Annotated in this window: 18 protein-coding genes; 14 read left to right on the forward strand and 4 right to left on the reverse strand. The window is 71.1% G+C overall.

Going from position 1 to position 21,817, the window contains the following annotated elements; translation table 11 throughout:
• Positions 1 to 61: 61 nt before the first annotated feature.
• Positions 62 to 916, reverse strand: a complete 855-nt coding sequence (locus tag OG766_RS21990) for a L,D-transpeptidase family protein (protein ID WP_266381932.1) — start codon at positions 914 to 916, stop codon at positions 62 to 64.
• Positions 917 to 1,111: 195 nt separating this feature from the next.
• Here OG766_RS21990 and OG766_RS21995 point away from each other — a divergent pair, with 195 nt between their 5' ends.
• Positions 1,112 to 2,692 carry an acyl-CoA mutase large subunit family protein gene (locus OG766_RS21995; RefSeq protein ID WP_266381934.1) on the forward strand — a complete coding sequence of 527 codons (1,581 nt, stop codon included), beginning with the start codon at positions 1,112 to 1,114 and terminating at the stop codon, positions 2,690 to 2,692.
• A gap of 63 nt (positions 2,693 to 2,755) precedes the next feature.
• Positions 2,756 to 3,418: a leucine efflux protein LeuE gene (gene leuE / locus OG766_RS22000; protein WP_266381935.1), complete on the forward strand. Its 663-nt coding sequence runs from the start codon at positions 2,756 to 2,758 to the stop codon at positions 3,416 to 3,418.
• Here the strand turns inward: leuE and OG766_RS22005 are convergent.
• The gene (locus OG766_RS22005; RefSeq protein ID WP_328726023.1) at positions 3,402 to 4,859 is read right to left on the reverse strand and encodes an FAD-dependent monooxygenase; all 1,458 of its coding nucleotides are present in this window, start codon (positions 4,857 to 4,859) and stop codon (positions 3,402 to 3,404) included. The two genes, leuE and OG766_RS22005, sit on opposite strands and share 17 nt — an antisense overlap.
• Before the next feature lie 38 nt (positions 4,860 to 4,897).
• Between OG766_RS22005 and OG766_RS22010 the strand changes: the two genes are divergently transcribed.
• Positions 4,898 to 5,560, forward strand: coding sequence for a TetR/AcrR family transcriptional regulator C-terminal domain-containing protein (locus OG766_RS22010; RefSeq protein WP_328726024.1), 663 nt, complete (start codon positions 4,898 to 4,900; stop codon positions 5,558 to 5,560).
• Positions 5,561 to 5,710: 150 nt separating this feature from the next.
• On the opposite strand, the gene OG766_RS22015 is transcribed toward OG766_RS22010, so the two are convergent.
• Positions 5,711 to 7,036, reverse strand: a complete 1,326-nt coding sequence (locus OG766_RS22015; protein WP_266381941.1) for an alpha-2,8-polysialyltransferase family protein — start codon at positions 7,034 to 7,036, stop codon at positions 5,711 to 5,713.
• Positions 7,036 to 8,034, reverse strand: coding sequence for a glycosyltransferase family 2 protein (locus tag OG766_RS22020; RefSeq protein ID WP_266381944.1), 999 nt, complete (start codon positions 8,032 to 8,034; stop codon positions 7,036 to 7,038). The genes OG766_RS22015 and OG766_RS22020 overlap by 1 nt, the downstream gene beginning before the upstream one ends.
• Positions 8,035 to 8,222: 188 nt before the next feature.
• Between OG766_RS22020 and OG766_RS22025 the strand changes: the two genes are divergently transcribed.
• The 11 genes from OG766_RS22025 to OG766_RS22075 all read left to right on the forward strand — a co-directional run bounded on the left by OG766_RS22025 (position 8,223) and on the right by OG766_RS22075 (position 21,777).
• Positions 8,223 to 9,536 carry a DUF6716 putative glycosyltransferase gene (locus OG766_RS22025; protein WP_266381946.1) on the forward strand — a complete coding sequence of 438 codons (1,314 nt, stop codon included), beginning with the start codon at positions 8,223 to 8,225 and terminating at the stop codon, positions 9,534 to 9,536.
• A gap of 32 nt (positions 9,537 to 9,568) precedes the next feature.
• Positions 9,569 to 10,801 (forward strand): acylneuraminate cytidylyltransferase, encoded by a 1,233-nt coding sequence (locus tag OG766_RS22030; protein WP_266381949.1) that lies wholly within the window; start codon positions 9,569 to 9,571, stop codon positions 10,799 to 10,801.
• 23 nt (positions 10,802 to 10,824) lie between these two features.
• Positions 10,825 to 11,739 (forward strand): N-acetylneuraminate synthase family protein, encoded by a 915-nt coding sequence (locus OG766_RS22035; RefSeq protein WP_328726025.1) that lies wholly within the window; start codon positions 10,825 to 10,827, stop codon positions 11,737 to 11,739.
• A gap of 5 nt (positions 11,740 to 11,744) precedes the next feature.
• The gene (locus tag OG766_RS22040; RefSeq protein ID WP_328726026.1) at positions 11,745 to 12,824 is read left to right on the forward strand and encodes a hypothetical protein; all 1,080 of its coding nucleotides are present in this window, start codon (positions 11,745 to 11,747) and stop codon (positions 12,822 to 12,824) included.
• 203 nt (positions 12,825 to 13,027) lie between these two features.
• A complete protein-coding gene (locus tag OG766_RS22045; RefSeq protein WP_266384376.1) occupies positions 13,028 to 14,314 on the forward strand; it encodes an amidohydrolase in 1,287 nt (428 codons plus the stop codon).
• Between the two features lie 448 nt (positions 14,315 to 14,762).
• Positions 14,763 to 15,803, forward strand: a complete 1,041-nt coding sequence (locus tag OG766_RS22050; protein WP_266381957.1) for a BMP family lipoprotein — start codon at positions 14,763 to 14,765, stop codon at positions 15,801 to 15,803.
• Positions 15,804 to 16,004: 201 nt separating this feature from the next.
• Entirely contained in the window at positions 16,005 to 17,579 is a 1,575-nt protein-coding gene (locus OG766_RS22055) for an ABC transporter ATP-binding protein (RefSeq protein WP_266384380.1), read from the forward strand.
• Positions 17,576 to 18,688 (forward strand): ABC transporter permease, encoded by a 1,113-nt coding sequence (locus OG766_RS22060; protein ID WP_328726027.1) that lies wholly within the window; start codon positions 17,576 to 17,578, stop codon positions 18,686 to 18,688. The genes OG766_RS22055 and OG766_RS22060 overlap by 4 nt, the downstream gene beginning before the upstream one ends.
• On the forward strand, positions 18,685 to 19,974 hold the full coding sequence (locus OG766_RS22065; RefSeq protein WP_266381962.1) for an ABC transporter permease: 1,290 nt from the start codon (positions 18,685 to 18,687) through the stop codon (positions 19,972 to 19,974). Before OG766_RS22060 ends, OG766_RS22065 begins: the two co-directional genes overlap by 4 nt.
• On the forward strand, positions 19,971 to 20,396 hold the full coding sequence (locus tag OG766_RS22070) for a cytidine deaminase (RefSeq protein WP_266381964.1): 426 nt from the start codon (positions 19,971 to 19,973) through the stop codon (positions 20,394 to 20,396). Before OG766_RS22065 ends, OG766_RS22070 begins: the two co-directional genes overlap by 4 nt.
• A gap of 103 nt (positions 20,397 to 20,499) precedes the next feature.
• Positions 20,500 to 21,777: a thymidine phosphorylase gene (locus tag OG766_RS22075; protein WP_266381966.1), complete on the forward strand. Its 1,278-nt coding sequence runs from the start codon at positions 20,500 to 20,502 to the stop codon at positions 21,775 to 21,777.
• Positions 21,778 to 21,817 lie beyond the last annotated feature (40 nt).

Consider the following 21,817-nt stretch of genomic DNA (forward strand, 5'->3'; position numbering starts at 1 on the left):
ACACAGGCGCGGGCGGGACACGTTCCCCCGGTCCCGCCCGCGCCTCCTGAACTTCTCGCCGTCACCAGTGGACGACGACCTTGTCGCCGACCTTCACCTGGCTGAAGACCGACGCGATCTTCCCCTTGTCCCGGACGTTGACGCAGCCGTGCGAGGCGCCGTTGTAGCCGCGGGCCGCGAAGTCCGCGGAGTAGTGGACCGCCTGGCCGCCGCTGAAGAACATCGCGTACGGCATCGGCGTGTGGTAGATCGTCGACTCCCACTTCCTGGCCTTCCAGCCCACGCTGAAGGTGCCCTCGCGGGTCGGCGTGTTCTCCGAGCCGAAGCGCACGTCCATCGCCGCCACCACCGTGCCGTCGATCATCCAGGCGAGCGTCCTGCTCTCCTTGCTGATGCAGAGCACCCGACCGGTCATGCACCGTGCGTCGGGCTTGTCCAGCGTGTTCGTCGTCGACGGGCGCAACTCGTCGGCGGTCGGCGTGCGGGACAGCCCGATCAGCCGCTCCCAGGTGACCTCGTCGACCGAACCGGTCGTGGGCAGCCCCCGCTTGCCCTGGAAGGCGCTGACCGCCGTCGACGTCATCGAGCCGTAGAACGCGGTGGGGCTGCGGTGGAAGTGGCCGATCTGCCGCAGTCGCGCCTGGAGTTCGCGGACCTGCTCGTTCTCCGTGCCCTCCGCCATGAGCACCTTCGGCTGTGCCGTCGGCGAGGGGGAGGGCGTCACCGAGGCCGGGGACGCCTTCGGCTTCGCGTCGTCCGGCGCCCGGGTGGGGCTGGAGGCGGGTGCCTTCGCGTCACCGCCGGCGGGGGTCGAACCGGCGGCACCGCCGCCCGTCGCCTGGGTGGTGCAGCCGGCGGCCAGGGCCGCGGCCGCGAGGGCCATGAGCGATCTGCGCAGGACGGACGTACGGTGCATGAGGGCCCCCGGGTTCTCGTGTGTGTGAGTAGTGATGCTTCCTGGCCGCGCTTGGTTGCGGGCGGAGGAGCATCCTGTGAGCAAGGTCCCAGCAACGGGCACACCATGGCCGGGAGACCCGCCGATACAGTCCGTCGCGAGGGTTGCGTACTGACAGGTAACTTTGACGAGTGGCTTTACCGGGAGGCACAGCACATGGCGCGCGAATCCGAGTCGGGACTGCCCGTCGAGCCGGTCTACGGGCCGAGCTCCCTGGAGGGGTGGGACCCGGCCGAGAAGCTGGGGGAGCCCGGCTCGTACCCCTTCACGCGCGGCGTCTACCCGTCCATGTACACCGGCCGGCCGTGGACCATGAGGCAGTACGCGGGCTTCGGCACGGCCGTCGAGTCCAACGCCCGCTACCAGCAGCTCATCGCCAACGGCACGACGGGCCTGTCCGTCGCCTTCGACCTGCCGACCCAGATGGGCCACGACTCCGACGCGCCCATCGCGCACGGCGAGGTCGGCAAGGTCGGTGTGGCCATCGACTCCATCGACGACATGCGGGTGCTGTTCGACGGCATCCCGCTGGACAAGGTCTCCACGTCGATGACGATCAACGCCCCGGCCGCGCTGCTGCTGCTCCTCTACCAACTGGTGGGCGAGGAGCAGGGTGTTCCGGCGGACAGGCTCACCGGCACCATCCAGAACGACGTGCTCAAGGAGTACATCGCCCGCGGGACCTACATCTTCCCGCCCAAGCCCTCGCTGCGGCTCATCGCCGACATCTTCAAGTACTGCCGGGCCGAGATCCCGAAGTGGAACACGATCTCGATCTCCGGCTACCACATGGCCGAGGCCGGGGCGACGCCCGCGCAGGAGATCGCCTTCACCCTCGCGGACGGCATCGAGTACGTCAGGACCGCCGTGGCCGCGGGCATGGACGTGGACGACTTCGCGCCCCGGCTGTCGTTCTTCTTCGTCTCCCGCACGACGATCCTGGAGGAGGTCGCGAAGTTCCGCGCCGCGCGCCGGATCTGGGCGCGGGTGATGCGGGACGAGTTCGGCGCGAAGAACCCCAAGTCGTTGATGCTGCGCTTCCACACCCAGACCGCGGGCGTCCAGCTCACCGCCCAGCAGCCCGAGGTGAACCTGGTGCGCGTCGCGGTGCAGGGCCTGGCGGCCGTCCTCGGCGGCACCCAGTCGCTGCACACCAACTCCTTCGACGAGGCGATCGCCCTGCCGACGGACAAGTCGGCCCGCCTCGCGCTGCGCACCCAGCAGGTCCTCGCGTACGAGACCGATGTCACCGCCACCGTCGACCCGTTCGCCGGTTCGTACGTCGTCGAGACGATGACGGACGACGTGGAGGCCGCGGCGCTGGAGCTGATGACGAAGGTGGAGGACCTCGGCGGTGCGGTCAGCGCCATCGAGCGCGGCTTCCAGAAGAGCGAGATCGAACGGAGCGCGTACCGCATCGCGCAGGAGACCGACAGCGGGGAGCGCGTCGTCGTCGGCGTGAACCGCTACACCCTCGACGAGGAGGAGCCGTACGAGCCGCTCCGCGTCGACCCGGCGATCGAGGCGCAGCAGGCGGAACGGCTGGCGAAACTGCGCGCCGAGCGCGACCGGCCGGCGGTCGACGCGGCGCTCGCCGCGCTGAGGGCGGCGGCGGAGGGCACGGACAACGTGCTCTACCCGATGAAGGACGCGCTGCGGGCGCGGGCGACGGTGGGAGAGGTGTGCAACGCGCTGCGGGAGGTGTGGGGGACGTACGTGCCGAGTGACGTGTTCTGATCACGTTTCCGCCATCCGGAACGCCGAGGCGGGGTGTCGTACCCGTGTGCGACACTCCGCCACATGCTGGGTGTCACCGATCTGCCGACGTATCTCGCAGGCCTTGTCCTGATCATTCTCCTTCCGGGGCCGAACTCGCTGTACGTGCTCTCGGTCGCCGCGCGCCGTGGTGTGCGCACCGGATACACGGCCGCCGCGGGTGTGTGGTGCGGTGACACCGTGCTGATGGTGCTGTCCGCGGCGGGCGTCGCCTCGCTCCTCCAGGCCAACGCCGTGCTGTTCGGCATCGTGAAGTTCGCCGGCGCGGGCTATCTGACCTGGCTGGCGATCGGGATGCTGAGGGCCGCCTGGTCGATGTGGCGCACCCGGCACGAGCGGGTGGCGGAGGCCGGGGCCCTGGCCTCCGAGCCGGCGTCCGCCGCCGAGAGGCCGTTCCGCCGGGCGCTGGTGATCAGCCTGTTCAACCCGAAGGCGATCCTGTTCTTCATCGCCTTCTTCGTGCAGTTCGTCGATCCGGCGTACGCCTACCCGGCCGTGTCCTTCACCGTGCTCGGGGGCCTCGCCCAGCTGGCGAGCGTCCTCTATCTCACGCTGCTCATCTTCACCGGCACCCACCTCGCGGCCGCCTTCCGCCGCCGCAAGCGCCTGTCGGCGGGGGCGACGTCCGCGGCGGGCGCGCTCTTCCTGGGCTTCGCCGTGAAGCTGTCGCTCAGCTCCGGAGCGTAGGGGTCGCGAGCGTAGGGGTCGCCCCTGGTGCCACGCGGCTCAGGTGGGCGTCCAGGCCGGCGGCGGTCTCGCCGGCCCAGCCCACGTAGCCGTCCGGGCGGACCAGGAAGAGGCCCTCGCCGTACGCCTCGTACGCGTCGATCCGGTGGAAGCGCACCGGGCCGGGCAGCGTCGGCGGTTCCGCGTCCGTGCCGACCGCGAGCAGCGTGAAGTGGGGGCCGCGGAGCAGGTCGAAGATCCTGCGGCCGTCCGGGAGCCGTCCGTCCGGGGCGCGGTCGCCTGCCACCAGCGCGCCTGCCGAGCCGTCCGCGAGCGGGCCGCCGCGGTAGCCGAGGCCGAGCTGGCGGGTCTCGGCGCCGCGCCGTGCGGTGCCGTGGTGGATCCGGGTCGACAGGCCCAGCATGTGGGCGGCGACGGGCAGCCGCTCCTCCTCGTAGGTGTCCAGCAGAGCCTCCGGCGCGCCCTCGCGCAGCACCTGGCCGAGCTTCCAGCCGAGGTTGTAGGCGTCCTGGACGCTGGTGTTCAGGCCCTGGCCGCCGGCGGGGGAGTGGATGTGGGCGGCGTCCCCGGCCAGGAAGATCCGTCCGTCGCGGAAGCGCTCGGCGAGCGCCGCGCGGGGCCGGAAGTCCGACGCCCAGCGCACCTCGGTGACCTGGTCGGCCGTCAGATGCGTACGGGCGGCGACCACGGCCCGTACGCCTTCGGGCGTGGTGTCCGGTCGGCCCCGCGTGAACTGCGCGACCAGCTGGAAGTCCTCGGTGCCGGGCAGCGGGCACAGGGCCAGGTAGCCCGCGTCCCCGCCGCCGAACATGTGCCAGTTGTCCCGGTCGAGGCCGGGTACGCGGACATCGGCCACGAGCACCGGGGCGGGGTCGACGTCCTCGCCGTGCATCGCGATACCGAGCGCCGAACGGACCGTGCTGCGGCCGCCGTCCGCGGCGACGGCGTACCGCGCGCGGACCGTCGTGCCCGTCGCGAGCCGCGCCGTGACGCCGTCCGCGTCCTGCGCGAGGCCCGTCACCTCCTGGCCGAAGGCCACGTCCCCGCCGAGCTCGCGGAGCCGGGCGAGCAGGATCTCCTGGGTGCGCCACTGGGGCAGCAGCCAGGGTTCTCCGTACGGCTCGGCCCCGGACGGCCGGGCGCGGTCGAACATGTCGTGCTCGCCGAGCCGCTCGCCGTCCTGCCAGACCATGCCCATGGGAGCGGGGCCGCCCGCCGCGAGGACCGCGTCCACCACGCCGAGGTCGTCGAGGACCTCCATCGTGCGGGGCTGGAGGCCCTTGCCGCGCGAGCCGGGGAAGAGGCCGTCCGTCCGCTCCGTGACGAGCACGCCGACTCCGCGGCGGGCGAGGTCGACGGCGAGCGCGAGACCTGTGGGCCCGGCGCCCACGACGAGCACGTCCGTCCCCGTCGATGTTTCCTTAACGCTGTTAAGTGCCATGGGCGGGAGCGTGCCCTTAACGGCGTTAAACTGTCAAGGTGGGACCGACGAAGATCGACCGGGCGCTGGTCGCCGACACCGCGCTGCGCCTGCTGAACGAGGTGGGCCTGGACGGGCTGACCCTGCGCGCCATCGCCAGGGAACTGGACGTCAAGGCACCGGCTCTGTACTGGCACTTCAAGGACAAGCAGGCGCTGCTGAACGAGATGGCGACGGAGATGCTCCGGCGCATGGCCACCGACATGGGCGAGCCGTCGACGGCGGGCCGGGACTGGCGGCAGGGCCTCACGGACATGATGTGCGGGCTCCGCGCCCATCTGCTGCGCTACCGCGACGGCGCGAAGGTCTACAGCGGCACGCACTACACGGACACGAGCTACGCCGCACCGATGGAGGCGAATCTGCGCGTGCTCGTCGACGCGGGCTTCAGCCCCGGGGCGGCGGCACGCGCCTGGTTCACCGCGTACAGCTACACGATCGGGTACGTGATCGAGGAGCAGGCGACGGGGCCGGACCCGGTGGCGGGCACGGAGGGCTACGACCTCGCCGCGCGCGCGGAACGCCTGGCCGCGTACCCGCTGGCCGCGGGGGCGGGAGCCGAACTCTTCGCCGACCACGACGCGGGCTTCCGCACGGGCCTGGGGGCGGTGGTCGCGGGCATCGCCCACGCTCTCGGTCCCGAGGGGGACGCGGCTCCTTAGCCCGGTGGCGTCGGGGCGGGCCGGCATCTCCGTCCTCGAACGCAGGACGGACGCCGGGACGGTGAGGTCCCCCCGCGCCCTCGGACGCAGGGGGACCCAGGGGGGCCGGAGGCCCTCGTCGGCGCAGGCCCCCGTCGGCGCACGCCCTCGTCAGCGCAGGACGCGGCGCACCTTGCGGGCCACCCGGCGCACCGCCGCGTGGCGGGGGACCGGGAGGCCGCCCGGGAGGCCGAGCACGGTCAGGCGGCGGCGCTTGAAGTAGCGCCAGGTGCTCGTCGAGAGGTGGGCGGCGAGATACCGCTCCGCCGCCTCGCGCAGGTCCGCACGGATCTGCGGCTGCATCGCGAAGCCGACCGCCCGGACCAGCCCGGACACCTCGTCGTCCACGGGGCGCGGTGCGCCCGGTGTCCCGTCCTCGAGGTCCGGCAGCAGCGTGTCGACGAGCGTCAGTGGCACCCGGTTGCTGTTCTGGTACGGCGTGAGCCGGTCGAGGAGCGGCTCCGTGCCCGTCCTCGCGACGGGGATGCCGTAGAAGGTGCTCGCCGTCAGCAGCGCCGTCGAGAAGCACCCGACCACCAGCGCCGGCTTCAGCTGCCGGTACAGCACCTCCGCCAGCAACGGCCGGTCCAGCACGGTCAGTTCCGCGCCCAGCTTCTCCGCCTCGCGCTCCAGTGCCCGCGACCACGCCGCCGGCGCCACCGGATGCGGCTTGAAGACGAGCCGGCGGTGGCCGAGCGCCACCGCGCCCCGCACCATCCGTACGTGCAGGGCCTCTTCCTCCGCGGCGGTGATGATGTCCAGCGCCGCCAGGTACTGGCCCAGCAGCAACGCGGGCGCCTCGTCCTGCGCCCAGGCCGGTTCCCCCGCGTCCTCCGCCAGTTCCGCGACCACCTTCGTGAACGCCTCCGCCGGCACCAGCAGCGGCTCCGCGCCGAACTCGGCGAGCAGCAGCGGCTTCAGGCCGGGCACCAGGTCCAGGTGCAGCAGCCTGCGCACCCGCTCGCCCACCAGCGGATCGATCTTGTTCCGGGTCGGCCCGTAGCTCATCAGCCCGTCCGCGTACACGTCGAGCCGCGCGTCCGGGAACAACTGGGCCACCGACAGCGCCGGGCTGACCTGGATCGACTCCAGGGCCAGCTCGATCCGGTCGTCCCCGAGGTCCCACAGCATCCGCAGATACCGCTCCCACATGGGGACGTCGTCGGACCGGGGCGACCAGCCGCCCGGATGGAACGGGTCGATCGCGTCGTTCCACGACAGGACCCCGTCGAAGCGCCCGCGCAGCCGCTCGAAGCCCGGCATCTCGTCGAGCGCCGGTGTCGTCTCCGGAGTCGTCGCGTTGTTGCTGACCAGCAGCAGCCGCCGGTCCGCGGGCTCGAAGCAGCCGCTGTCGAGCGCGGCCGCCAGCGTCGCCGCGCCGTACAGCGTGGAGGCGAAGAAGATCTGCGTCGTGCGCGTCGTCCGTGTCGTACCCATCAGGCCGCCGCCCCCGCCGAGCCGGATCCCGAGGGCACCGCGACCGGCCGGCGGCGCAGCCTGCGCAGCCGGGAGGACCGTTCGACGTCCATCGAGTCGAGTGCGTCCTTCAGAATGTCCTGCGGCATCCGCCGCAGTGCCGCCGCACTCATGGAGCGCAATTTCCGGGCCACTGCCGGTTCGAACCTCTCGACTGATCCCAGGTGATGGGAAATAACGGCACAGTACGTTCGCACGGCTTTCGGCAGCAGCCGATCCGAATCCGGATCCTTTGCAGTTTCTTCGAGCACCTGATCGAAAGCCTTGATGAAATCGAGCTGCCTGACGTCACCGATCTGCGTCAGCGACGAGGCCACCCCGCGCCGGTAGAAGATCCCCAGCAGGCTCACCGCCGCGAAGGACTCCGCCTCGCGGTGCAGCCGCCAGATCCAGGGCCGGTCCTCGGCCGTCCGCAGCCCGTCCGTGAAGTGCAGCAGCCCCCGGTCGAGGAGCTCGCGCCGGTAGATGCCGGCCCAGGCCATGGGGTAGTCGACGGAGGTGGACCGGTCGGCGGGCAGGATCGCGTCACGCGGGCGCAGCACCTCGCCCCGGCGGCCGACCGGTACCCGGAACACCTTGCGCTCACGGGCCGTGCACTGCACATGATCGGTACGGACGAAGTCGACACCGAGTTCCTCGATGGCCGCGAGGAGCCGCTCGTAGTAGCCGGGCGCCAGCCAGTCGTCACCGTCGAGGAAGGTGATGTACTCGCCGCGCGCGGCGTCCAGACCGGTGTTGCGGGCCGTGGCCAGCCCGCCGTTCTGTTCGTGTCTGATCAGGACGGCTCCGGGGACCTCTCGCTCGGCCCGCTCGAGGATCTCCGGTGTCCCATCCCTGGAACAGTCGTCGATGAGCAGGAATTCGAAGTCCTCGCGGGCGTTCGCACGCAGGCTTCTGAGGGTGTCGGGCGCGTATGACTGCACGTTGTAGAACGGCACGATGACGGAGAGCTTGACCACGCGCCGGACACTAGGCGCCGGCCCCGTCATTCACTCTGACCGTCGGAGAGACGGCGGGTGAACAGGGTGCGGCGGAATTGTTAACCGGCTCGACCGGTCTGCGCTTTCGCGATTCGTAGACCCGCTGTTAACCATTTGTTGCTGTCCAGTTGGGCCGCCAAACGAAATGCCTTTCTAACGTCCTCGACGTGCCATCACGTACCAGCCAGGCGCCACGCGTCGCCGTGCTCGCCGACTCCGACACCCGCTGGAAGTGGGGCGCGCTGACCGCGCGCCGCATAGCCGAGGACGAAGCCGAGCTCACCGGCTTCCTGCTCCGCGGCCGTGCGACCCCCACCGCCCGCCAGCTCGCCGAGGTCGGCGTCGACGCGGACGAACTGCGCGAAGTGACCGGCGTCGAGTTCCTCCACGCGATACGTGACGAGGGGTACGACCTCGTCGTCCTCGCCCTCGTCGGCGGCGCGGTGCAGGCCATGCTGCACGGACTCGCCGCCCTGCGCCTGCCGCGCAGGCCGGTGCTGGTCACCGGCTATGTCGGCGTCGTCTACGAGAAGCTCGCCGACGGACTGCTGCTGCGCCACGGCGCGGATGTCGTCCTCGCCAACTCACGCCACGACGCCGACCGCTTCCGCGCGGTGTACGAGGGCGTCGGCGCCGACGCCTCGTCGGTGACCGAGGCGGCGCTGCCGTTCCTCGGCGGCGCCCCGTACGCCCGGCAGGAAGGCCGCGACACGGTCGTCTTCGCCGTGCAGCCGTCGGTGCCGGAGAGCCGCGCCGACCGTACGTACCTGCTGAGGCGGCTCGTCGAGCACGCCAGGCTCCACCCCTCCCGCGAGGTGCTGCTCAAGCTGCGCTCCAAGCCCGGCGAGCACACCACGCACCTGGAGGAGGTGCCGTACCAGAAGCTGGCGGACAGGCTCCCCGGCGGACTGCCGCCCAACTTCAGCCTCGTGTACGGGCACATGGGCGAGGTCCTCGACCGCACCGACCTGCTGGTCACCGTCTCCTCCACGGCGGCGCTCGAAGCCCTGCACCGCCGGATCCCGACGGCCGTACTGACGGACCTCGGGGTGCGCGAGGCCCTCGGCAACCACCACTTCCTCGGTTCCGGGCTGCTGACGTCCTGGGACCGGCTCGACGGCGGCCACCGCCCCGAGCCCGACGAGGAGTGGCTGGCCCGGCAGGGCGTCGCCGCGGACGGGGCCTACGAGACGGCCTTCGAGGAGGCACGCAAGCGGGTCGCGGAGCTGCTGTCGCAGCCGGAGCTCCCGCCGGTCACCCCCTACTACACCCCCGCCACCGCACCCGGCTATCTGCCCGGGATCCTCGCCCGTCACCGCCTCGCCGCGGACGGCACCCCGCTGGCCGGGGCGGCCCCGGCGGCCGAGGTCACCGGCGTGCGCCGCGTGGTGCGCGACGCGGTGCGGGGCGCGGCGCGCGGCGCGTACCGCCACGGCGTGCAGCGCGTCGCCCCTGTCATCCGCCGCATGGGCGAACTGTGAACCCCCCGAAAGCCCTGAAGGAGCCCCACCAGATGACGACCGTCCTCGCCGTGATCCCCGCCCGGGGCGGCTCCAAGGGCGTCCCCGGCAAGAACCTCGCCACGGTCGGCGGCGTCCCGCTCGTCGCCCGTGCCGTACGGGCCTGCGCGCAGGCCCGCCTGGTCACCGACGTGATGGTCTCCACGGACGACCCCGCGATCGCCGAGGTGGCTCGCGCGGCCGGGGGCACCGTCGTGGAACGGCCGCCCGCCATCGCGGGTGACACCGCGACCAGCGAGTCCGCGGTGCTCCACGCCATGGACGCGTACGAGGCGATCCACGGCCGCCCGGTCGACGTGGTCCTCCTCGTCCAGTGCACCAGCCCCTTCATCACCCGCGACGACATCGACGGTGTCACCTCCGCGGTCGTGAACGACGGCGCGGACACCGCCGTGACGGTGGCCCCCTTCCACGCCTTCGTCTGGCGCCGCACCCCCGCGCCGGTGCCGGCCACGGTCCCGGCCTCGCCGCTCCCCCCGGAGGCTCCGGAGGAGGACGGCCAGGGCGTCAACCACGACAAGTCCTACCGGCCCCGCCGTCAGGACCGACCCGAGGACTTCGTGGAGACCGGGGCCGCGTACGCCATGGACGCCCCGGGCTTCCGTACGCACGGCCACCGCTTCTTCGGGCGGACCGCGCTCGTCGAGACCGACCCCGCGCGGGTGCTGGAGATCGACGATCCGCACGATCTGGCCCGGGCCCGTGCGCTGGCGCCGCTGCTCGACCCCACGTCCGTCCCCACCAGCGAGGACGTCGACGCCGTCGTCCTCGACTTCGACGGCACCCAGACCGACGACCGCGTCCTCGTCGACGCGGACGGCCGTGAGCTCGTCGCCGTCCACCGAGGAGACGGCCTCGGCATCGCCGCGCTGCGCCGCGCCGGGCTGAAGCTGCTGATCCTCTCCACCGAACAGAACCCCGTCGTCGCGGCCCGCGCCCGCAAGCTCGCCATCCCCGTACTGCACGGCATCGACCGCAAGGACATAGCCCTGAAGCAGTGGTGCGAGGAGAACGCGGTCGCGCCCGAGCGGGTCCTCTACGCCGGCAACGACGTCAACGACCTGCCCTGTTTCGGGCTCGTCGGCTGGCCCGTCGCCGTCGCGAGCGCGCACGACTCCGTGCGCGCCGCAGCCCGCGCCGTCACCGCCACCCCCGGTGGCGCCGGCGCGATCCGGGAGATCGCCACCTGGCTTCTCGGTCCCACCCTCACCACCCCCACCCAGTAAGCCGACCCGTAAGGAACCCCCTCATGAACTCCCGTCTGCGCACCCTCGGCAGCAAGACCGCGGGCCCCGGCCACCCCGTCTACGTCACCGGCGAGATCGGCATCAACCACAACGGCGACCTCGACAACGCCATCGCGCTGATCGACGCCGCCGCCGACGCCGGCTGTGACGCGGTCAAGTTCCAGAAGCGCACCCCGGAGATCTGCACCCCGCGCGACCAGTGGGACATCGAGCGCGACACGCCCTGGGGCCGGATGACGTACATCGACTACCGCCACCGCGTCGAGTTCGGCGAGGACGAGTACCGCGCCATCGACGAGCACTGCAAGAAGCGCGGCATCGACTGGTTCGCCTCCCCGTGGGACACCGAGGCCGTCGCCTTCCTGGAGAAGTTCGACCTCCCCGCCCACAAGGTCGCCTCCGCGTCCCTCACGGACGACGAGCTGCTGCGCGCCCTGCGCGCCACCGGCAAGACGGTCATCCTCTCCACCGGTATGTCGACGCCGAAGCAGATCCGGCACGCCGTCGAGGTCCTCGGCAGCGACAACATCCTGCTCTGCCACGCCACCTCGACGTACCCGGCCAAGGCCGAGGAGCTCAACCTGCGCGTCATCAACACCCTGATGCAGGAGTACCCGAACGTCCCGATCGGCTACTCCGGCCACGAGACCGGTCTGCAGACCACGCTCGCCGCCGTTGCCCTCGGCGCCGCGTTCGTCGAGCGTCACATCACCCTCGACCGCGCCATGTGGGGCTCCGACCAGGCCGCCTCCGTCGAGCCCGGTGGTCTGCAGCGCCTCGTCCGTGACATCCGCACCATCGAGGCCGCCCTCGGTGACGGAGTCAAGAAGGTCTACGACTCCGAGCTCGCCCCGATGAAGAAGCTCCGCCGCGTCGCGGGCGTCGTCGCCGAGCAGTCCGAGCCGGTAGCGGTCTGACGACCATGGACCTTGCCTTCGTCGAGAGCCCGGTCCAGCTGCTGAACGTCCTGGAGTGGTCGCACGCCCCCGCGCTGCCCGGTGTCCCCGTGCAGCCGGGGCCGGAGTCCACCGTCCGCACCCGGCCGAGCCGCACCGGCGACCTGACGGTCGTGGTGCTCTCGCCCACCGACCCCATGTCGCGGGGACAGCTGCGCCGTATGGCCGAGCTGGCCCGCGACGAGGGGATCACGGTGCGCTGGCAGGAGGCCCGTGGGGGTGCGGACGCGGTCGTGCGGACGGTACGTGCGCTGGGCCCGGCGCTGCGCCGGGCGGAGCGGATCGTCATAGGCGACCCGTTCTCCCGCTACGTACAGCTCCTGCTGACCCTGGTGCGTACCCGGCAGCTGACCGTGGTCGACGACGGCACGGCGACCATGGAGTTCGTCGCGCAGCTCGCGCGCGGCGAACGGCTGGTGCGCTGGCATCGGCGTGGCCGCCGCGGCCCGCGCGAGCTCGTGCTCGCGCCGGTCTCGGCGGCCGCCCGCCGCCGGCTCACCCCCTCGCGCTCCCGCGAGGTCGAGGTCTTCACGGCGATGCCCGTGGACGCGCCGGAAGGGCTCACGGTCACCGCCAACCAGTTCCGCTGGACCCGCTCCCGGTTCGGCCCGCCCCGGCTCACCCGTGGCGCCGATCTGGTCGGCACCTCGCTCGTCGAGACGGGCGTGATCGACCAGGATCAGTACTCCGAGGCCGTCGCCTCGCTCGCCAGGACGCACGGCGCCACCCGCTACTTCGCCCACCGCCGGGAGAGCGCGGACAAGCTCCACCGGCTGACCGCCGCCACCGGCCTGGAGATCGTCCGCCCGGACCTGCCGCTGGAGCTGATCGCCCGGCGTGGCCCGATCGGGCGTACGGTGCTGAGCTTTCCCTCGACCGTCGTGCACACCCTGCCGCTGGCTCTCGCGGGCACCGGCGTCACGGTCGCGGTGTGCGACATCGCACCGGAATGGCTCAAGGACACGGCGTCCCCGCGGGCGCACGGCTTCCTGGCCGGGGTCACCGGCACCGCCCGGGACGTGCACCGGCTTCCGGCACCCGCCTGAGCGGCGGCCCGGGGCCCGGGGACTGAACGCGACAGGACGCCACAGTGTCCATATCGTGGTCAGAAGGTGGGTGAGCTTACCCACACCGAATGACGGCCATGCGTCGTCAGACGCATTTTCTTCCCCCTATCGGGCTGAACTTTTGTTGATCTCGAGTTAGTTGGGCCTTGAAGGGGCCTACTCTTCAACGGGTGAACCAGTTGATGTCCCGCGAGCCCGACGCCGGCCTGCCCGGCGATGCCGAGTTGCCTGGCGACTACGCTCTGCCAGGCACACTGTCCGACGCCCTGCGCACGGAACTCATTGCCTTCCGCCGGGACTTGCACATGCACCCGGAGCTGGGGAACCAGGAGTTCCGCACCACCGCCGCGCTCAAGGCCAGGCTGGAGGCCGCCGGGCTGCACCCGCAGGTGCTGTCGACCGGTACGGGACTCGTCTGTGACGTGGGCGCCGAAGCAGGGGCACGCGGTGCGGGCCAGGACGGTGGGGGACGACGGACGGGCGTGCGTCCCATGCTCGCGATCCGCGCCGACATCGACGCCCTGCCCATCCCGGACACCAAGACGGGCGTGCCGTACCGCTCGACCGTGCCGGACCGGGCCCACGCCTGCGGCCACGACGTCCACACGACGGCCGTGCTCGGCGCCGGACTGGTCCTCGCCGAGCTGGACCGGCAGGGCCTGCTGCCGCAGCCGGTGCGGCTGATCTTCCAGCCCGCCGAGGAGGTCCTGCCGGGCGGCGCGGCCGACGCGATCGAGTCCGGCGTACTGGACGGAGTCGGCCGGATCATCGCCGTGCACTGCGATCCCCGGGTCGACGCGGGCAGGATCGGGCTGCGCGTCGGCCCCATCACCTCCGCCTGCGACCGGCTGGAGATCACGCTCGACGGCCCCGGCGGCCACACCGCGCGCCCGCATCTGACCACGGATCTGGTCACCGCGGCCGCCAAGATCGTCACCGAGGTTCCGGCGCTGCTGTCCCGCCGCGTCGACACCCGCTCCGGACTGGCCCTGACCTGGGGCCGTATCGAATCCGGCCACGCCTGCAACGTCATCCCGCAGCACGCGGAGCTCGCCGGAACCGTGCGCTGCCTGGACCTGCCCGCCTGGCGCGAGGCCCCGGACCTGGTGCACGCCGCGGTCGACGAGATCGCCACGCTGCACCGGGCGAAGTCCCAGATCAACTACATCCGCGGGGTGCCGCCCGTGGTCAACGACCCCGTGGTCACCGAACTGCTGCGGGACGCCCATGCCGCCCGCCGTGGAGCGCCGGCGATCGAGGACACCGAGCAGAGCCTGGGGGGCGAGGACTTCTCCTGGTACCTGGAGCACGTCCCGGGCGCGATGGCCCGCCTCGGAGTGCGTGCGCCGGGCTCGGGCTCCAGGCTCGACCTGCACCGTGGGGACTTCGACGTGGACGAGGCCGCGATCACGGTGGGCGTGGAACTGTTCACGGCGGCGGCGCTGCTCGACGCGGCACACGGTCGCTGAGCCGCCCCTCCGAGCGTTGAGCCGCCCCTCCGAGCGGCGGCCTTCGGTCTGTCCGCGGGGCCGCCCGGGAGTGGGCGGCCGGCTGCCCGGTCCGGTCTTCCGGGCCGGGCAGTTCGTTCGTTCCGGGATTCCCCGACCGGGTCCCGAATTTATTCATTCCGAGAACATTCTCGGAACGGGTACTCCCGTTTCCCGTCCGGGAATTGCCCGGAAAGCGCCTGCCCGCCTGGGCAACTGGCCCGCGGTGGCGGGGCTCCACCCGTGAGAGCCTGGGGACGAGGCATCCCCGTCATCACCCGGATGCCGTGTGTGTCGATCGACGCTTCCTGCGCGTCGATCTGATAACGACTGGTGAACGGGTCTTTAACCGACATCTACGCGCGTTACGATCGCCGCGAAACCAGCGCCGCAAGGGGCGCTTTCGGTCAGTCTTGAAGGGACCCTCCTCGTGCGCCGGGTATCCAAGATCACCGCCGCGTGTGCAGTCACCGCGGCCCTCGCCCTCACTGCCACCGCCTGCGGCGAGTCGTCCACCGAGTCGACCGGCTCGGGTGAAGGCAAGCTCAAGATCGGCATGGCCTACGACGTAGGTGGCCGTGGCGACAACTCCTTCAACGACTCCGCGGCCCGCGGACTGGACAAGGCCAAGGCCGAGTTCGGCGCCGAGACCAAGGAGCTCACCGCCAAGAACGGCGAGACCCCCGCCGACCGCGAGCAGCGGCTCGCGTCGCTCGCCGAGGGCGGCTTCAACCCCGTGATCGGTGTCGGCTTCGCCTACAAGGACGCGATCGACAAGACCGCGGCCAAGTACCCCGACACCACCTTCGGTCTGATCGACTCGGTCTCCGACAAGAAGAACGTCAACTCGATCGTCTTCACCGAGGAGCAGGGCTCCTACCTCGCCGGTGTCGCGGCCGCCCTCAAGTCCAAGGACGGCAAGATCGGCTTCATCGGTGGTGTCGACCTCCCGCTGATCAAGAAGTTCGCGGCCGGCTTCGAGCAGGGCGTCACGGACACCAACCCGAAGGCCTCGGTGCAGATCCAGTACCTGACCACGGGTACGGACCTCTCCGGCTTCGGCGCCCCGGACAAGGGCAAGGCCGCCGCCAAGGGCATGCTCGACAAGGGCATCGACGTCATCTTCGCCGCGGCGGGCGGCTCCGGTGCCGGCTCCATCGAGGCCGTCTCCGCGAAGCCGGGCGCCTGGTCGATCGGCGTGGACTCGGACCAGGCCAAGGACCCGGCCCTGTCCAAGTACGCCTCGACGATCATGACCTCGGTCGTCAAGAACGTCGACACCGGCGTCTACGACCTGGTCAAGTCCGTCAAGGACGGCAAGCCGCGGACCGGCACGCACGCCTACTCGCTCTCCGAGAACGGCGTCAGCCTCACCACCACCGGTGACCACCTGAAGGACATCCAGGCCAAGGTCGACGAGGCCAAGAAGAAGATCGTGGACGGCACCATCAAGGTGAAGACCACCACCTGACGTACCGTGTGACCGGGGTTCGGCGAACGGCTTCGGCCGAGGTCCGGACCCCGGCCCTGCATGGCCCGCGGGCCCCGGTCCCAGCGTCCGGGTCCCGCATCGTCAATTCTCCGCGCTACGCGCGTAGCGCGATCGCCCACGCGGTAGTTTTCGCGCCAACCACCGCCTCCGCTCCTCCGCTCCTGCCAAGGAGAGTGCGCCATCAACGCGTCCAGCAGTCCTCATGCCGTAGAGCTCCGCGGCATCACCAAACGATTCCCCGGAGTCGTGGCCAACCACGACATCGACATCACCGTGCGCCGCGGCACCGTCCACGCCCTCGTGGGCGAGAACGGCGCCGGCAAGTCCACCCTGATGAAGATCCTCTACGGCATGCAGAAGCCGGACGAGGGCACCATCGCGGTGGACGGCGAGCAGGTGACGTTCCACGACCCCGGTGACGCCATCGCCCGTGGCATCGGCATGGTGCACCAGCACTTCATGCTCGCGGACTACCTCACGGTCCTCGAGAACGTCGTTCTCGGCTCCGAGAAGCTCTACGGCATCGGCGACCGCGCCCGCGCCAAGATCAAGGAGATCTCCGACGCGTACGGTCTCAACGTCCGCCCGGACGTCCTCGTCGAGGACCTGGGCGTCGCCGACCGCCAGCGCGTGGAGATCCTCAAGGTCCTCTACCGCGGCGCCCGCACCCTCATCCTCGACGAGCCGACCGCCGTGCTCGTCCCGCAGGAGGTCGACGCGCTCTTCGACAACCTGCGTGAGCTCAAGGCCGAGGGCCTGACCGTCATCTTCATCTCGCACAAGCTGGGCGAGGTGCTCACGGTCGCCGACGAGATCACCGTCATCCGCCGTGGCACCACGGTCGGCAACGCCGACCCGAAGTCCGTCACCACCAAGCAGCTCGCCGAGCTGATGGTCGGCGCCGAGCTGCCCTCGCCGGAGACCCGTGAGTCGACCGTCACCGACGTCCCGATGCTCCAGGTCGAGGACCTCCGGCTGACCGCGACCGACCCCGACGGCGTCGTGCGCTCGGTGCTCGACGGCATCTCCTTCACCATCCACAAGGGTGAGGTGCTGGGCATCGCGGGCGTCGAGGGCAACGGCCAGTCCGAACTGGTCGAGGCCGTCATGGGCATGCGCAACCTGGACACCGGCGTGGTGACCCTGGACCGCACCGACATCTCGGCGACCCCGACCCGCAAGCGGCGCGAGGACGGCATGGCCGTCATCCCCGAGGACCGCCACCGGCACGGACTGCTGCTGGAAGCACCGCTCTGGGAGAACCGCATCCTCGGTCACGTCACCGAGAAGCCCAACAGCAAGGGCGCGTTCCTCGACCTCAAGGCCGCCCGCGCCGACACGGAGCGGATCGTCCGCGAGTACGACGTCCGCACCCCCGGCATCGAGGTCACCGCGGCCTCGCTCTCCGGCGGCAACCAGCAGAAGCTGATCGTCGGCCGCGAGATGAGCCACAACCCCAAGCTGCTCATCGCCGCCCACCCCACCCGGGGCGTCGACGTCGGCGCGCAGGCGCAGATCTGGGACCAGATCCGCGCGGCGCGGCGTGAGGGCCTGGCCGTGCTGCTGATCTCCGCCGACCTGGACGAGCTGATCGGGCTGTCCGACACGCTGCGGGTGATGTACCGCGGCCGGCTGGTCGCGGACGCCGACCCCGCCTCGATCACCCCCGAGGAGCTGGGCTCGGCCATGACCGGCGCGGCATCCGGCCATCTCGAGCACCACGAAGACAGCGCCCCGGAGGACGAGGCCCGATGAAGAAGTTCGACAAGGAGCGGGTGCTCCTCGGGCTGGCGGCCCCGCTGCTCGCGATCGTGGCCGCGTTCGCGGTCACGGCGCTGGTGCTGGCCGCGACCGGCAAGGAGCCGTTCAGCGCCTTCGGCATCATGTTCGACTACGGCATCAAGTCGGACAGCCAGGTCTACATCATCAACAAGGCGACGACCTACTACCTGGCGGGTCTCGCGGTGGCCATCGGCTTCCGCATGAACCTGTTCAACATCGGCGTCGACGGCCAGTACCGGCTCGCCGCGTTCTTCGCCGCCGCCGTCGGCGGCGCGCTGACGCTGCCCGGCTTCCTGCAGATCCCGCTGATCATCGTGACCGCCATGATCGTCGGCGCCATGTGGGCCGGTATCGCCGGTGTCCTCAAGGTCACCCGGGGCGTCAGCGAGGTCGTCTCGACGATCATGCTCAACATGATCGCCACGGCCATCATCGGCTACCTCCTCCAGCCCGGCCGCCTCGGCCACCTCGACCCGGCCGGCACGGAGGTCGCCACCAGCCCGCTGCCGGAGTCGGCGCACTTCTTCGAGTTCCCGACGACGCCGAACCCGATCGACGGCTTCATCGTCATCGCGATCGCGGCGGGCGTGGCGTACTGGTTCACGCTCTCCCGCACCCGCTTCGGCTTCGACCTGCGCACCGTCGGCCAGTCCGGCTCCGCGGCCGAGGCGAGCGGTGTGAACGTGAAGAAGATGGTCGTCACCTCCATGCTGATCTCCGGCGCGGTGGCCGGCCTGATCGGCATGCCGACGCTGCTCAACGACTCCTATGAGTACGGCGGAGGCTTCCCCCTCGGCATCGGCTTCACGGGGATCGCCATCGCCCTCCTCGGACGCAACCACCCCATCGGCATCGCGCTCGGCGCGCTGCTGTGGGGCTTCCTGGAGCGCGGCTCGCAGAAGCTCGAGTTCGAGGACTACGACAGGGAGATCGTCGGCGTCATGCAGGGCGTCATCGTCCTCTGTGTCGTCATCGCCTACGAAGTCGTGCGCCGCTACGGCCTCAAGCGCCAGCAGCGACAGGTCGGCGAGAAGCTCGCCGCGCAGGCCCGTAACTCCGACAACCAGGAGGTGTCGGCGTGAGCGCCACGGCGACTTCCACCCCGCCGCCCGGGGCGACCAAGGTGTCCGGCGGCAAGGGCGGCCGCACCCGCCTCTCCTTCCCCGTCATCCTGCTGATCATCGCGGGAGGACTGGTCGCCCTGTCCGCCGTGCGCGCGATCACGGGCGCGCAGGACCTCACCTCGGCCGGCCAGATCAGCGCCGCGCTCTCGATGGCCGTGCCGATCGGCCTCGCCGGTCTCGGCGGCCTCTGGGCCGAGCGGGCGGGTGTGGTCAACATCGGTCTCGAGGGAATGATGATCCTCGGCACCTTCTTCGGTGCCTGGGCCGGCTGGCAGACGAGCCCCTGGCTCGGTGTGCTCGCCGGTGTGCTCGGCGGCATGGCGGGCGGTCTGCTGCACGCCGTCGCCACCGTCACCTTCGGCGTCGACCACATCATCTCCGGTATCGCGATCAACATCCTGGCCGTCGGCTTCACGACGTACTTCGCCAAGCTGTGGTTCAACAGCGGCGAGGCCGCGGCCAAGGGCGGCAGCCCGAAGCAGTCCCCGCCCGCGGACGAGATCACCTCGGTGACCGTGCCGGGGTTGTCCGAATGGCTCGTCTCGATCGAGAAGCACCACTGGTTCTTCGTCTCGGACCTCGCCGGCATCCTCGGCGGCCTGGTCAGCAACGTCTCGCTGCTGACGATCGTGGCCGTCCTGCTCTTCTTCGGCACGTTCCTGGTGCTGTGGAAGACCTCGTTCGGTCTGCGGCTGCGCTCCTGCGGCGAGAACCCGATCGCGTCCGAGTCGCTGGGCGTCAACGTCTACAAGTACAAGTACATCGCGGTGATCGTCTCCGGCGGAATGGCCGGACTCGGCGGTGCCTTCCTGTCCCTGGTCACCTCGCACATCTACAACGAGGGCCAGACCGCGGGGCGCGGCTACATCGGCCTCGCCGCGATGATCTTCGGTAACTGGCGGCCCGGCGGACTCGCCATGGGCGCGGGCCTGTTCGGCTTCTCCGACGCCCTGCAGCTGCGCGCCGGCGGACAGTCCGTCCACGCGCTGCTCCTGCTGCTGGCCGTGGTGCTCGTCGCCCTCGGCCTGTGGAAGCTGTACCGCAAGAGCTATCCGACGGCAGCGATCAGCCTGGTCGTCGCCGCCGGTGTGCTGGTCTGGTACCTCGGCACGGACACGGTGCCGACCGAGTTCGTGAGCGCCACGCCGTACGTCGTGACCCTGCTCGTCCTCTCGCTCTCCGCGCAGCGTCTGCGGATGCCGAAGGCCGACGGTATGCGCTACCGCAAGGGCCAGGGCAAGTGACCGCCGGCGCACCGGCGCCCGACGCCGTCGACTGGGAGGCCCTGCGCGAGGTGGCGCGGGGCGTGATGGCCCACGCCTATGTGCCGTACTCGGGCTACCCGGTCGGCGCGGCGGCCCTCGTCGACGACGGCCGTACGGTCAGCGGCTGCAACGTCGAGAACGCCTCGTACGGCCTGTCGCTGTGCGCGGAGTGCGGCCTCGTGTCGCAGTTGCAGGCCTCGGGCGGCGGCAGACTCACGCACTTCACCTGCGTGGACGGGCACGGCGACGTACTGATGCCGTGCGGCCGCTGCCGTCAGCTGCTGTACGAGTTCGGCGGGCCCGGACTGCTGCTGGACACGGCGGCCGGCATCCTGCCGCTCGCCGAGATGCTGCCCCAGGCCTTCGGCCCGGAGAAGCTCGGACCCGAGAAGCTCGGCTAGGCCCACCGCACAGGGCCGAGACCCGCGGCCCCTCCGCTCCCCGGTGGAGGGGCCGCGACATTTTCGTACCACCTGGTTCGTACCGGAAGGACCCCTGAAGCACATGGACGCCATCTCCGTCATCCGCACCAAGCGCGACCGAGGCGAACTCACCCCCGAGCAGATCGACTGGGTCATCGACGCGTACACCCGTGGCGAGGTCGCCGACGAGCAGATGTCCGCGCTGGCGATGGCGATCCTGCTCAACGGCATGAACCGGGCGGAGATCGCGCGCTGGACCGCCGCGATGATCGCGTCCGGGGAGCGCATGGACTTCTCGTCGCTGTCCCGGCCCACCGCCGACAAGCACTCCACGGGCGGTGTCGGCGACAAGATCACGCTGCCGCTGGCCCCGCTGGTCGCGGCCTGTGGTGCGGCCGTGCCGCAGCTGTCCGGCCGCGGTCTCGGCCACACCGGCGGCACCCTCGACAAGCTGGAGTCCATCCCCGGCTGGCGCGCCCTGCTGTCGAACGAGGAGATGCTGCACGTCCTCGACACGACCGGTGCGGTCATCTGCGCGGCGGGCGACGGCCTGGCCCCGGCCGACAAGAAGCTGTACGCCCTGCGTGATGTCACCGGCACGGTCGAGGCGATCCCGCTGATCGCGTCCTCGATCATGTCGAAGAAGATCGCCGAGGGCACGGGTTCGCTGGTGCTGGACGTGAAGGTCGGCTCCGGCGCCTTCATGAAGAACATCGAGGACGCGCGCGAACTCGCCTCCACGATGGTCGGTCTCGGCACGGACCACGGGGTGCGGACCGTCGCCCTGCTCACCGACATGTCGACCCCGCTCGGCCTCACCGCGGGCAACGCCCTCGAAGTCCGGGAGTCGGTCGAGGTGCTCGCGGGCGGCGGTCCTGCCGACGTCGTCGAGCTGACCCTGGCGCTGGCCCGCGAGATGCTCGACGCGGCCGGCATCAAGGACGCCGACCCGGCGAAGGCCCTGGCCGACGGCTCGGCGATGGACGTCTGGCGCCGGATGATCGCCGCTCAGGGCGGCGACCCGGACGCGGAGCTGCCGGTGGCCCGCGAGCGGCACGTCATCACCGCCCCCTCGACGGGTGTCCTCACCCGCCTCGACGCCTACGGCATCGGCGTCGCCGCCTGGCGCCTGGGTGCGGGCCGCGCCCGCAAGGAGGACCCGGTCCAGGCGGGCGCGGGCATCGAGCTCCACGCCAAGCCGGGCGACGAGGTCACGGCGGGCGCTCCGCTGCTGACGCTGCACACGGACACCCCGGAGAAGTTCGACTACGCCCTGAAGTCGCTGGAGTCGGTGTACGACATCGCCCCGTCGGGCACGGCGTTCGTCCCGGATCCGATCGTCCTGGACCGTATCGCCTGACCCGGACGACAGGGGCTGACCGGGTGCGACCGAGCCGCGG

Origin of the sequence: Streptomyces sp. NBC_00259 (assembly GCF_036181745.1) — a bacterium.
In the GTDB taxonomy this organism is placed as follows: domain Bacteria; phylum Actinomycetota; class Actinomycetes; order Streptomycetales; family Streptomycetaceae; genus Streptomyces; species Streptomyces pratisoli.

Coding starts and splice junctions, on each gene's coding strand:
- OG766_RS22040 (WP_328726026.1), top strand. CDS start 11,745: ATGGACCTTGCCTTCGTCGAGAGCCCGGTCCAGCTGCTGAACGTCCTG.
- OG766_RS21990 (WP_266381932.1), bottom strand. CDS start 916: ATGCACCGTACGTCCGTCCTGCGCAGATCGCTCATGGCCCTCGCGGCC.
- OG766_RS22015 (WP_266381941.1), bottom strand. CDS start 7,036: ATGGGTACGACACGGACGACGCGCACGACGCAGATCTTCTTCGCCTCC.
- OG766_RS22060 (WP_328726027.1), top strand. CDS start 17,576: ATGAAGAAGTTCGACAAGGAGCGGGTGCTCCTCGGGCTGGCGGCCCCG.
- OG766_RS22045 (WP_266384376.1), top strand. CDS start 13,028: ATGTCCCGCGAGCCCGACGCCGGCCTGCCCGGCGATGCCGAGTTGCCT.
- OG766_RS22005 (WP_328726023.1), bottom strand. CDS start 4,859: ATGGCACTTAACAGCGTTAAGGAAACATCGACGGGGACGGACGTGCTC.
- OG766_RS22030 (WP_266381949.1), top strand. CDS start 9,569: ATGACGACCGTCCTCGCCGTGATCCCCGCCCGGGGCGGCTCCAAGGGC.
- leuE (WP_266381935.1), top strand. CDS start 2,756: ATGCTGGGTGTCACCGATCTGCCGACGTATCTCGCAGGCCTTGTCCTG.
- OG766_RS22075 (WP_266381966.1), top strand. CDS start 20,500: ATGGACGCCATCTCCGTCATCCGCACCAAGCGCGACCGAGGCGAACTC.
- OG766_RS22035 (WP_328726025.1), top strand. CDS start 10,825: ATGAACTCCCGTCTGCGCACCCTCGGCAGCAAGACCGCGGGCCCCGGC.
- OG766_RS21995 (WP_266381934.1), top strand. CDS start 1,112: ATGGCGCGCGAATCCGAGTCGGGACTGCCCGTCGAGCCGGTCTACGGG.